General features: G+C 36.1%; 11 protein-coding genes. 5 read left to right on the top strand and 6 right to left on the bottom strand.

The genetic code is table 11. The annotated features are described in order from the left end of the window. Positions 1-56: 56 nt before the first annotated feature. The gene (locus AC000W_RS03430) at positions 57-1115 is read left to right on the top strand and encodes a LacI family DNA-binding transcriptional regulator (RefSeq protein ID WP_474746030.1); all 1059 of its coding nucleotides are present in this window, start codon (positions 57-59) and stop codon (positions 1113-1115) included. On the opposite strand, the gene AC000W_RS03425 is transcribed toward AC000W_RS03430, so the two are convergent. From AC000W_RS03425 to uxaC, 6 genes are read right to left on the bottom strand one after another with little or no spacing between them, the layout of a single operon-like run. Continuing rightward, positions 1092-2378: a TRAP transporter large permease gene (locus AC000W_RS03425; protein ID WP_474746028.1), complete on the bottom strand. Its 1287-nt coding sequence runs from the start codon at positions 2376-2378 to the stop codon at positions 1092-1094. The genes AC000W_RS03430 and AC000W_RS03425 overlap by 24 nt on opposite strands. Beyond that, positions 2378-2839, bottom strand: coding sequence for a TRAP transporter small permease (locus tag AC000W_RS03420; protein WP_474746026.1), 462 nt, complete (start codon positions 2837-2839; stop codon positions 2378-2380). Before AC000W_RS03420 ends, AC000W_RS03425 begins: the two co-directional genes overlap by 1 nt. Further along, a complete protein-coding gene (locus tag AC000W_RS03415) occupies positions 2839-3813 on the bottom strand; it encodes a TRAP transporter substrate-binding protein (protein WP_474746024.1) in 975 nt (324 codons plus the stop codon). The genes AC000W_RS03420 and AC000W_RS03415 overlap by 1 nt, the downstream gene beginning before the upstream one ends. After that, entirely contained in the window at positions 3814-4479 is a 666-nt protein-coding gene (locus AC000W_RS03410) for a bifunctional 4-hydroxy-2-oxoglutarate aldolase/2-dehydro-3-deoxy-phosphogluconate aldolase (protein ID WP_474746022.1), read from the bottom strand. It abuts the gene before it with no gap. A 26-nt stretch (positions 4480-4505) separates the two neighbouring features. Continuing rightward, on the bottom strand, positions 4506-5546 hold the full coding sequence (locus tag AC000W_RS03405; RefSeq protein ID WP_474746021.1) for a PfkB family carbohydrate kinase: 1041 nt from the start codon (positions 5544-5546) through the stop codon (positions 4506-4508). Between the two features lie 21 nt (positions 5547-5567). Further along, on the bottom strand, positions 5568-6995 hold the full coding sequence (gene uxaC / locus AC000W_RS03400; RefSeq protein ID WP_474746020.1) for a glucuronate isomerase: 1428 nt from the start codon (positions 6993-6995) through the stop codon (positions 5568-5570). Positions 6996-7275: 280 nt separating this feature from the next. Between uxaC and AC000W_RS03395 the strand changes: the two genes are divergently transcribed. The 4 genes from AC000W_RS03395 to AC000W_RS03380 are packed head-to-tail and all read left to right on the top strand — an operon-like array spanning position 7276 to position 12616. Continuing rightward, positions 7276-9447, top strand: coding sequence for an alpha-glucuronidase family glycosyl hydrolase (locus tag AC000W_RS03395; protein WP_474746019.1), 2172 nt, complete (start codon positions 7276-7278; stop codon positions 9445-9447). 22 nt (positions 9448-9469) lie between these two features. Beyond that, entirely contained in the window at positions 9470-10210 is a 741-nt protein-coding gene (locus tag AC000W_RS03390) for an SDR family NAD(P)-dependent oxidoreductase (RefSeq protein WP_474746017.1), read from the top strand. A gap of 26 nt (positions 10211-10236) precedes the next feature. Then, positions 10237-11397 carry a mannonate dehydratase gene (gene uxuA / locus AC000W_RS03385; protein WP_474746016.1) on the top strand — a complete coding sequence of 387 codons (1161 nt, stop codon included), beginning with the start codon at positions 10237-10239 and terminating at the stop codon, positions 11395-11397. Between the two features lie 28 nt (positions 11398-11425). Beyond that, positions 11426-12616: an endo-1,4-beta-xylanase gene (locus AC000W_RS03380; RefSeq protein ID WP_474746014.1), complete on the top strand. Its 1191-nt coding sequence runs from the start codon at positions 11426-11428 to the stop codon at positions 12614-12616. Positions 12617-12695 lie beyond the last annotated feature (79 nt).

Here is a 12695-nt window from a genome sequence, read left to right as displayed (position 1 = left end):
ACACTATACGTGGGATACCCAACGGTAAATACCACTAAAAAAATAGCATACTAAACATGAATATTAAAAAAGAGATCACTATTTACGATCTTGCGAAAGAATTAAATTATTCTCCTTCCACAATTTCCAGAGCTTTAAACGATCATAAAAGCATCAGCAAAAAAACCATTCAAAGAATAAAAAATGCTGCTAAGGAAATGGGGTACAGACCTAATACTTTAGCTGCAGGCCTAAGAAACAATAAAAGCAAGACTATTGGTATATCCATATCAAGAATAAATAGACCCTTTATGTCCTCATTAATCAGTGGAATAGAGGAAGCTGCTCGTAATGCTGGATATAATGTTATTATTAGCCAATCCAATGACAAGTTCAAAAATGAGATAAGCAATACTAAAGCGCTCTATGATAGTAGAATAAGTGGGCTAATTGCCTCTCTTTCCATGGAAACTTCTAGTTATGAACATTTTAACCAATTTATAGAACAAGGTATTCCCATAGTTTTTGTAGATAGGGTTCCCAATGGTTTTAATTCTTATAAAGTAGTCATAGACAACTATGCCGCTGGTTATTCTGCCACAAAGCATTTAATAGAGCAAGGTTGTAAAAGGATTGCCCACTTTGCTGGAGCACAGCATAGAAATGTATATGAGGAACGAAAAAATGGGTATATAGATGCTTTAAAAGAATATGGGTTGCCAATAGAAAAAAATCTAATTAGATATTTTAAAACTTTAAGTTTTGAAGAAGGAAGAAAAATGACTGCCAAACTTATGGGGTCATCCAACCCACCTGATGGTATTTTTTCTGCCAATGACACAGCTGCTGTTAGTGCTATTATCTATGCCAAAAGCATGGGGATAAGAGTACCTGAAGACTTGGCCATTATTGGTTTTAATGATGATCCCATATCATCAATAGTTGACCCAGCATTGTCCACTGTCTCTCACCCTGCGTCAAAAATGGGTGAAATTTCAGCCAAACGAATTTTAGAGCATTCAAATAATGATTATGATGATACGGTATCTGAAGTCACTATCTTAAATACCGAACTTATTATTAGGGACTCTTCCAACAGAGCCAAAGCACTATTAAAAACCAAAAAACCTAGGTAACCATAAACTTAGTTCAGGGAAAATACTAATTAATGCCAAAGCAACAATCATAGCCACAAAGAAAGGCAGTAAAGGTTTAATTACTTTTCTAATAGATGTTTTTGCAACTCCAACCCCAATGAACAAAACAGAACCAACTGGAGGCGTACAAAGACCGATACACAAGTTAAGCACCATGATAATACCAAAGTGAACAGGATCTATTCCCATCGCTGTAACTACTGGAAGGAATATGGGTGTAAATATTAATACTGCTGGGGTCATATCCATAAAAATCCCAACAAAAAGTAATATTAAATTGATAATGATCAACACCATTATTTTATTATCACTAATACTTAATAGTGAATCTGTAACCATCTGGGGTATATTTTCATAGGACATCACCCAAGACATAGCTATAGACATGGCAATTAACAACATTACTATGGCAATGGTAGATGAAGACTCTACCAAAATAGATTTTATATTTTTAAGGGAAATCTCTTTATAAATAATAGCCAGTACCAAGCAATATATAACCGCCACGGCTGAAGCTTCCGTAGCAGTAAAAATACCTGCAACAATACCGCCCATAACTACAAACAACAATAAAAGGCTTGGTAGTGCTCCAATAAATGTTTTAAAAATCTTTTTAAATGAGCTTTTATCAGCTGTGGGATATTTTTTTTTCTTTGCCCATATAAAAGCAACAGTCATTAAAAGTAAACCTGTTAAAATTCCTGGGATATAACCCGCTAAAAATAACGCTCCTATACTAACACCTCCACTGGCAAGTGAATATACAATAAACACGTTACTTGGTGGAATTATGAGACCGGTAGTTGCAGAAGTAACATTTACAGCAACACCAAATTCTTTGTTATAGCCTTCCTCCTCCATTTGATCTGACATAAAACTACCAATGGCAGCGGCAGCAGCTCCCGCCGAACCGGCAATAGCTCCAAACAACATGGCAGCAACAATATTTACATGCGCCAAACCTCCCGGAAGTGCTCCAACAATGGACTTTGCAAAATCAATAAGTCGTCTTGCAATACCTCCTCTATTCATAATGTGACCTGCCAGAATAAAAAATGGAATCGCCAATAATGAAAAACTATCCAATCCAGTTGCCACCCGTTGGGCAACTGTTGTAAAGGCCGGTAATGATTCTACGCTTAGCAATAGTGTAAGCAATGCCGAAATTCCCAAACTATATGCTACAGGAACTCTCAGGGCTATTAAAACAACAAAGCTTAATACAAGTATGGCTATTTCCATTAGTTATGTGGTTTTTTTAGCAAATCAGAAATTTTATAATAAATAATAAAAAAGCCTGAAATAGGTAACACCATATAAACTATTCCCATTGGCAGGTCTAAAGCCGGTGAACTTTGACCCAAAGTAAAAGATATATATACATACCTTAATCCACCAATTAAAAATATGGCTATTACAAATAGAATAATTACAAGAGCAATAAAAACATTTAATCGCTTATTGTTTTTTTCATTTAGATATTGGGGCAATAAATCTATGGCAATATGGTAATTTTTTCCAGAAGCGTAAGCAGCACCCAAGATACCAACCCATATCATTAAAAAACGAGCAAGCTCATCAGTCCATGAACTTTGACTGCCCATTACGTAACGTGTAAGTACACCCCAAAATACATCTATTACCATTACTCCTAAAAGTATGGCCAACACCCATTCTAAGAAAGTGTCTACCTTTTTACGCATTATTCAACACCTTTTATCTCATTAATAACATTATAAAGCTCTTGATTTTCCCCTTTAAGAATTTCAATCATTTCTGCAGATTTACCTTGGAAGTCCTCTTTATTGGGGTAAAAAACTTCTACTCCAGCTTTCTTGATTTCAACAAGTGCTGTTTCTTCGGCTTTTCTCCATAATATTCTTTGCTGAGACGCTGCTTCATCTACTGCATCTGAAAGCCATTTCTTTTCCTCATCATTTAAACCATTCCATACCAAAGTACCGATTACTAAAATATCTGGCATTGCCGTATGTTCATTCATTGAAAAATACTTGCACACCTCATAGTGTTTTGAAGTATGAAAACTTGGTAAGTTATTTTCTGCACCATCCACAACTCCCTGTTGTAAAGAAGTATATAATTCTCCCCATGATATTGGGGTTGGAGCGCCCCCAAAACTTTGCACCAAATTTATGGCTGTTGGGCTTTGCATTACTCTAATTTTTAACCCTTTTAAATCATCTGGAGTTTTTACCATTTTCTCCTTAGTATAAAAAGAGCGGCTACCCGCATCGAAATAAGTTAATCCTCTTAACCAAAATTTTTCGCCCCCAAGAAGCAACCTTTCACCTACTTCACTATCGTAAAAGTTATATCTGTGCTGAGTATCCCTAAAAATATATGGGTAGCTAAGTACTCTTAAATTGGGAGAGAAATTTTCCATTACGGCAGCAGATACTTTTGTCATACCTAGACTTCCAATTTGTAATAGCTCCAAACACTGCCGTTCTGAACCTAACTGACTACTTGGATATATTTTTATTTTTAACCTACCATTTGAGTTTTTATCCAAATTCTCTGCCATATGGACCATGGCATTATGAACTGGATGGGAAACTCCCAGACTATGTGCAAGTTTTATAGTTTTACCAGTTTCCTTCTCTTTACATGAAGTTAAGAGTAATAGCCCGGATAAAACAAACAATAAAATTCGCATTTATTTTAGTTTTTTTATAATTGATATAACGGTTTTTACTTTTTCTGTTAAGCCATTATAATCTTGCTTCTCAACTATTTCTTTGGTAATTAATTTAGAGCCCATACCAACACAAGTGGCGCCAGCATTAAACCATGCTTTTAGGTTTTCTTCTGAGGTGTCCACACCTCCTGTTGGCATAATTTTAGTCCAAGGTTGCGGTGCTTTTGCGGCTTTAATAAATCCAGGTCCGTAAACTGCTCCTGGGAATAGTTTTACCACTTCACAACCTAATTCCTCAGCTGTTGCAATTTCTGTAAGAGATCCACAACCAGGTGACCACATTACTTTTCTTCGGTTACAAACTCTAGCTATATCTTCTCTAAATACAGGAGTAACAATAAATTGTGCCCCAATATTCATATAATGAGCGGCAGTGGCGGCATCCACAACAGAGCCAACTCCCAAAACCATTTCTGGGCACTCTTTAGTGCAATATTTACTAAGTTCATTAAAAACTTCATGAGCAAAAAGTCCACGATTGGTAAATTCTAGAAGTCTTGCACCGCCTTCATAACAAGCCTTTACAACTTTTTTAGCCACTTCAGCATCTGCATGATAAAACAAGGGAACCAATCCTGTCTCTTCCATAACATGCAACACTTCTACTCTTGAAAATCTACTCATTTTTATTAGTTGGTTATTTTTGGTTTTTATCTTGCTACGCGACCAGAAGCATCACCTCCCATTAATTTTTCAACTTCTGCAACAGTGGATAAATTGGCATCTCCATAAATAGTGTGCTTTAAACAAGAAGCAGCCACAGCAAAATTTAATGCCTTTTGATCGTCTTCCTTATAGGCGTTTAATCCGTAAATTAAGCCTCCCATAAAACTATCTCCGCCTCCTACTCTATCTACAATATGTGTAATTTGATATGTTGGCGATTTATACATTTGCTTTCCATCATACATTACCCCAGCCCATGTATTGTGCGATGCACTTATGGAACCACGCAACGTGGTAATAACTTTTTTGGCTCTTGGGAATTTCTCCATCATTTGTTTGCAAACAGACAGAAAGGCTTCTGCCGTAACATCATGCCCATCCTTATGAACATCTAACCCTTCCGGATGAATGCCAAAATGTTTTTGGGCATCTTCCTCATTTCCTAAAATAACATCGCAGTAAGATGTCAATTCTGTCATTATTTCTTCTGGCTCCTTGCCATACTTCCACAGTTTGGCACGATAATTTAAATCTGTAGATATAGTAATACCCATATCACTTGCCACTTTTACCGCTTCCAGACAGGCATCTGCAGCCCCTTGAGAAATAGCCGGAGTTATTCCGGTCCAGTGAAACCAATGTGCATCTTTAAAAACTTCTTTCCAGTCAACCATGCCAGCTTCAATTTCTGCCATAGCGGAATGGGCTCTATCATAGACTACTTTACTTCCTCGACTAACAGCACCAGTTTCTAGGAAATAAATACCCAAGCGGTCACCTCCAAAAGCAATATGAGATGTACCTACATTACGCTTTCTCATTTCCATAAGTGCACATTCGCCAATATCATTTTTTGGTAAACGCGTTACAAATTCAACAGGCAAGCCATAGTTTGCCAAAGAAACAGCTACATTAGATTCACCTCCTCCATAGATTACATTAAATTCTGATGCTTGCGAGAATCTTAAATTATTTTTTGGGGCCAATCGGAGCATAATTTCCCCAAAGGTTATTATTTTCTTCACTTAAATTATTGATTTTTTAGTTTAGCTTATTGATTGTTTTTCAACCAGATTGGGAAATTCAAAGTACTCGTTGGCATTATTATAACATATGTCCTGAACTATCTTGCCAATCCACTTAATATCGTTTGGAAGTTCTCCATTTTTAATATCATTTCCTAAAATATTACATAGAACCCTCCTATAATACTCATGTCTTGGAAATGACAGAAAACTTCTACTGTCTGTTAACATTCCCAGCGCACAGCTTAAGAGGCCCATATTAGATAAGGCATCTAGCTGTTTAGTTATTCCATCTTTCTGATCCAAAAACCACCAGCTGGCACCAAATTGAACTTTTCCTTTTATACCTTCCTCGCTAAAATTACCAGCCATGGTGGCAAAAACTTCATTGTCTGCCGGGTTAGAATTGTAAAGCACTGTTTTTGGTAAACTTCCATTATTATTTAACTTATTTAAAAAGGAAGCCAGTTGTTCTGCTTGTTTGTAATCTCCAATACTATCTACTCCTGCATTAATGCCTATTTTCTCAAGTAACGCTTTATTTGTATCTCTAATGGAACCCAAATGCAACTGCATTACCCAGTTTTTTTCTGAATAAAGTGTCCCTAAAAAGAACAATATCGCTGATTTGTATTTTAATGCATCTTCAGCTGATACAGGATTATCTTTTAAACGATTCTTAAGAATTGTATTTACCTCCGCTTCACTATAATTTGACCCATATGTATAAGGAAGGCCATGGTCAGCCAGCCTACATCCTAAATCATTAAAATAATCTACCCTATTCTTAATCGCATCTTTGAGAGATTCTAAATCTGAAATTTTAACTCCACATATTTTGGAAAGTGTATCCAAATAATCTGTAAAATCTATCTTATCTATATGGATTAAACTGTCCGGTCTAAAAGTGGGTAAAACCTGTACTTGATACCCTGAGTTTTTTAATTTCTTATGATGAGACAAATCATCAATGGGGTCATCCGTTGTGCAAACAACTTTTACATTCATTTTTTGAATCAGGTTTCTCGCTGAAAACTCTGGTGTCTTTAACAAACCATTACAGTGATTGTATATTTCTATAGCACTGTCTGGAGAAAAATTATCATCAATATCAAAATACCTTTTAAGCTCTAAATGTGTCCAATGATACAAAGGATTTCTAAGTGTATACGGCACAGTATAAGCCCATTTTTCAAATTTCTCCTGGTCAGAACTTTTTCCTGTAATAAATTTTTCGGCCACCCCCATACTCCGCATGGCTCTCCATTTATAGTGATCACCATCTATCCATAATTTTGTCATATTTTCAAACCTTCTGTTGTTTGCTAATTCATCAGGAGGCAAATGACAATGATAGTCTATGATAGGCTGATTTTCAGCAAAATCTTTATACAGTATTTTTGAATACTTATTATCTAAAAGAAAATCAGGATTAATTATACTCTTCATCTACATTTACTTTATAAAAAACCATTGTAAGTTAGTAATTCTTTTTATATCCTGTATCGGTTGGGCATATCTCAACTGCAACTTTTTAAAACCGCTTCAGCAATTGTCAAAAATATAGGTAATTAAGCGGCTAATTTCGTAAATATAACAAAATATGCAATCGATTGCGTTAAATATTTTGTCAATCTCTATAATTTTCACTTTATTTACCTGTAACTATTGATTAGATAATCAAAAAAACATTCATTTTTTAAACAATTCCTAAAATCATCATATTATTTTGATACATAAAAGAACATTGTTGTTATTTATTGCATTAGTGCAATGCTCCTTCTTTATTTATGCAAACAATGGCTATGACCTATGGCTTAGATATGCCAAAGTGGAAAATGAGCAATTATTAAAAGAATACAAATCTGCACTAACTTCCATTCATCTTAATGGAGAAAATGAAACACTATTAGCAGCCAAAAAGGAATTAATCCGAGGGTTAAAAGATATGCTTGGAACCAATGTTCCCTTTAAGGAGCTTGAAAAGACATCCAGCTCTCTAATTGTTTCCAATATTAGCCAATTAAATTCATCTATTCTAAGACAGGTTAGTAGTGAATTAAATGCTTTAAAAAAAGATGGGTATATAATTAAGAGTATTCGTATAGATAATAAAAATCATCTCCTTATTACTTCTAATGAAGACGTTGGTGTTCTTTATGGTGTTTTTAATTTTTTACGATTAATGCAGCAAAATAAGCCCATCACAGATTTATCCATTGTTGACTCCCCTAAACTGGATGTTAGAATGTTGAACCACTGGGACAATATGGATAGAACCGTTGAACGTGGTTTCGCTGGATTTTCCTTATGGAATTGGCATACCCTACCAGATTATATAGATCAACGGTATATTGATTATGCCCGTGCAAATGCGTCCGTTGGGATTAATGGTACAGCTCTCACCAATGTTAATGCCAATGCCTTAGTGTTAACACCCCATTATTTGGAAAAAGTAAAGGCCCTTGCCGATGTTTTTAGGCCTTATGGTATTAAAGTGTATTTAACTGCGCGTTTTTCTGCTCCTATAGAAATAGGAGGTTTAGAAACTGCCGACCCACTTGACCCATCTGTACAAGAATGGTGGGACAGTAAGGTTAAAGAAATCTATGACCTCATACCAGATTTTGGTGGGTTCTTGGTCAAAGCAAACTCTGAAGGGCAGCCTGGTCCACAAAACTATGGAAGAAACCATGTAGATGGTGCAAACATGATGGCCAAGTCCTTAGCTCCTTATAACGGAATTGTAATGTGGCGCGCATTTGTATATTCCGAGCATGACAACTCGGACCGGGCAAAGCAGGCTTATAGCGAGTTTATTCCTTATGATGGTCAATTTTTGGACAACGTTTTGGTTCAGGTTAAAAATGGGGCCATAGATTTTCAACCCCGTGAACCTTTTCATCCAATGTTCGGAGCTATGCCAAAAACACCAATTATGATGGAATTCCAAATAACCAAAGAGTATCTTGGTTTTGCCACACATTTGGTCTTTCTACCAAAACTGTATGAAGAAGTGCTAAATGCCGATACATATCAAAAAGGAAAAGGTTCTACCGTTGCCAAAGTAATTGATGGTACACTGCACAATAAAAAATTGACTGGAATGGCGGGTGTATCCAATATTGGAAATGATATAAACTGGACAGGCCACCCCTTTGGACAAGCAGATTGGTATGGCTATGGTCGATTGGCATGGAATCCACATTTAACTGCAGAAATTATTGCCGATGAATGGTTACGAAGTACATTCTCAAATGATAAAAATTTTGTTGAACCCGTAAAAAAATTAATGCTGGAATCCAGGGAAATGGTAGTTAATTATATGAACCCTCTTGGATTGCACCATATATTCGACACTGGTCACCATTATGGTCCTGGTCCATGGGTAGGTAATTTATCCAGACCAGAATGGAACCCAGTTTATTATCACAAAGCAGATAGTTTGGGAATTGGATTTGACCGCACTAAAACCGGAAGCAATGCTTTGGAACAATATGCGCCAGAAGTGGCAGAAATGTGGGGAAATTTAGAAATTTGTCCAGAAATAGACTTATTATGGTTTCATCATCTACCATGGAATCATAAATTAAAAGATGGAAATACCCTGTGGGATGGTATGGGGCTTAAATATCAAAAAGGTGTGGATGATGTTCAGGAAATGGTTACAACATGGGAATCCATGAAACCATATGTTGATGCCCAAAGACACAAGCAGGTCTCCATGCTTTTGAATATTCAATTAAAAGAAGCAAAATGGTGGAAAAATGCCTGTATGTTGTATTTTCAAACTTTTTCTAAAATGGATTTTCCAAAAGGAATGGAGACACCAGACAACACATTGGAATATTACCAATCTTTAAAATTCCCATTTGCGCCAGGAATAAGGCCCAGATGGTAACAAAACAACCTTCAATATAAAAATGAGTAAAAAAATAGCGATTGTTACCGGAGGAAACTCTGGTTTGGGATATGCAACTGCCAAAAAATTATGTGATAATGGTATTATTACATACATCATAGGAAGAACCAAAGAAAGAACTGAAAATGCATGTGCAGAAATTGGAGATAACGCAAAGCCTTTGATTTTTGATTTGGGTAATTTAGATCAAATTCCAGAATTAATTGCTGGTGTTGCAAAAACCGAAGGAAGAATAGATATTTTGGTCAACAATGCGGGCATCAATATGAAAAAAGAATTGGTTGATGTAACAGATGAAGATTTCCAAGATGTAATAAAAATAAACCTATCTAGTGTTTTTGCTATAAGTAGAGAAGTTGCCAAGGTGATGAAAAAAAATGACGGAGGAAGTATCGTAAACATTAGCTCTATGGCAGCTCAGTATGGATTGCCAAAAGTAATTGCATATTCTTCTAGTAAAACGGCCATTGAGGGCATGACCCGAGCCATGGCGGTTGAACTTGCCCAATACAACATTAGAGTAAATTGTATTGCGCCTGGGTTTATAAAAACCAAAATGACAGCAAAGGCTTTGAATTCTGATCCCGCAAGAAAAGAAAAAGTATTTTCAAGAACTCCCATGGGAAAAATGGGTGAACCAGAAGATATTGGCGATGCTGTGTATTTTTTAGCTTCTGATGAAGCAAAATTTATTACAGGAGTTGTATTGCCTGTAGATGGGGGTAATTGTATAGGATTTTAAGACGTATGGAACAAATGCAACAATCAATGCGGTGGTATGGTCCGCATGATGAAATAAAACTGAGAGATATTAAACAAAGTGGTGTAACCCACATTGTAAATGCTTTGCATCAAATCCCTGTAGGAGATGTATGGACCATTGATGAAATACAAAAACGTAAAGAACTTATTAATGCTGAAGAGCTAGAATGGACGGTAGTTGAAAGTTTACCTGTTCATGAGGATATAAAACGCAGAAAAGGAGATTTTGAAAAGCTTATTGAAAATTACAAAGAAAGCCTTAAAAATTTGGCTCAGTGCGGCATTAAAGTAATTACCTACAATTTTATGCCTGTACTAGATTGGGTACGTACACATCATGCACATTTAAACCCAAACGGCACCAAAGCATTGTTGTATAATAGAACTGCTTTTATATATTTTGATTTGTTTTTATTACAAAGACCCAATGTAGAAAAGGACTATACAGCTAAAGACATAGAAAAAGCTAAAGCCTATGGTGATTCTCTATCAGCAGAAGAGAAAGAAACCTTATTCAATAGTGTATTGTTAGGTTTACCGGGAAGCACAAAAGCTTTCACAAGAGATGAAGTTCTAGAATTATTAGATAATTATAAAGGAATTGATGAAAAGCAATTAAGAGATAATTTAATTGCTTTTTTAAACGAAGTTGCGCCTGTTGCCCAAGAATTAGGTTTAAGTCTTGCTATTCATCCTGATGACCCCCCATTTTCAGTGATGGGGTTGCCAAGAATTGTCTGTACGTATGATGATATTAAAAAAATATTAGAAGGAGCGCCAGTAGGGGCGAATGGATTGTGTTATTGTACTGGTTCATTAGGTGCAAACCCAGACAATGATTTAGTAAAAATTGTTAAAGATTTTGGAGACAGAATCCATTTTCTGCATTTAAGGAATGTTAGTAGAAGTTCAGACGGAATATTTCAGGAGTCAGAACATCTAAATGGTGATAATCCTATGGAAGCCATTATGGAAAACTTAATTCTATTAATGAATAAAAGAGGAATTAGCCTCCCAATGCGGCCAGACCATGGTTTTTTGCATGATTTTGAAGGAGAAAAAGAGCAGTTTGTTGGCTATTCACTTATAGGTAGGCTTAAAGGTTTGGCAGAGCTTAGAGGATTAGAAAAAGGAATACTATATAAATTAACTAGTGACAGGATATAAAAAAAGTTCCACAATAAATATAATGATTATGAAAACAGGAAAAATTTTAATGCTTAGCATTGCATTTGTACTTTTTAGTTGTAGTTCATCAAGTGATGATACCCCCCCGCCAATGATTGGAGGACCCACTCAAGGTGGTGGCACTGGAGGAGGCGGTACAGGTGGAGGCGGTACAGGTGGGGGAACCACAGATCCGCTTCTTTATGATGCAACAGACAATCTTAAGGATGTAGCTAATTTTCCCATTGGAAATGTTATTTCTGCTACAAGGCTAGCTGGATCTGGAGATACTGATGTTGCCAGAAAGGAGATTCTTATTGGAGAATACAACAGTATTACTGCTGAAAATGATATGAAAATGGCAAATATGTTTACGGCAGCAGACACATATGATTTTAGCGATGGTGATGCAATTGTGGCGTACGCAAAGGCCAATGGGTTTCGTGTGCATGGGCATGCACTTATATGGCATAGTTCCATTCCTGGTTGGTTGAATAATTTTTCTGGAACGGATGAAGAGTTTGAAACTCAAGTTGAAAACTATGTTAAAGCCACCGTTGCTCATTTTGCAGAGGAAAAGGACGGTGATGGTAATTCTATTGTTACCAGTTGGGATGTTGTAAACGAGTATTTTGATGGCGGTACTATTCGTAGTTCAATTTTTAGCCAAAGAATAGGAGATGATTTTATTGATAAGGCATTTACATGGGCAAGAGAAGCAGATGCCGATGTAAAACTATTTTACAATGATTACAATATAGCTGGTGAGGTAGGCAAAAGAGGAGCCATAATTAACAAAGTTAATAGTATGATTACCAATAGTGTTCCCATAGATGGTATAGGAATGCAAATGCATTTAAATCATAATTGGCCAAATACAGATTTGCCAACGGCAATACAGGATGTTGCAGATACGGGGCTTTTAGTACATGTATCTGAACTGGATGTAAAAGCCAACTTTAATGATGATGTAACAGAGCTTACCCAAGAAAGAGCCGAAGAACAGGAGAACCAATACCAGAGAGCTGGGTATTACTACACAACAATAGTACCTGTCGCGCAACAATTTGGTATAACGGTATGGGGATTTAGGGATACTGAAAGCTGGTTATATGATGGAGGCAACGACTGGCCATTACTATATGATGGTGATTTTATGACCAAAATATCCCATAGAGGATTAACAAATGGATTGGATGGTGAAGATCCAGGAAACTAAAATAATTTAATGGAATAGACACTAACTATAAGGAGCAAAAGAACATACTTTTTGTTCCTTTTTTTATATTATTTATAGG

It is taken from the genome of Saonia sp. (assembly GCF_056326165.1).
This window is presented reverse-complemented; position numbering and strand designations above follow the sequence as displayed.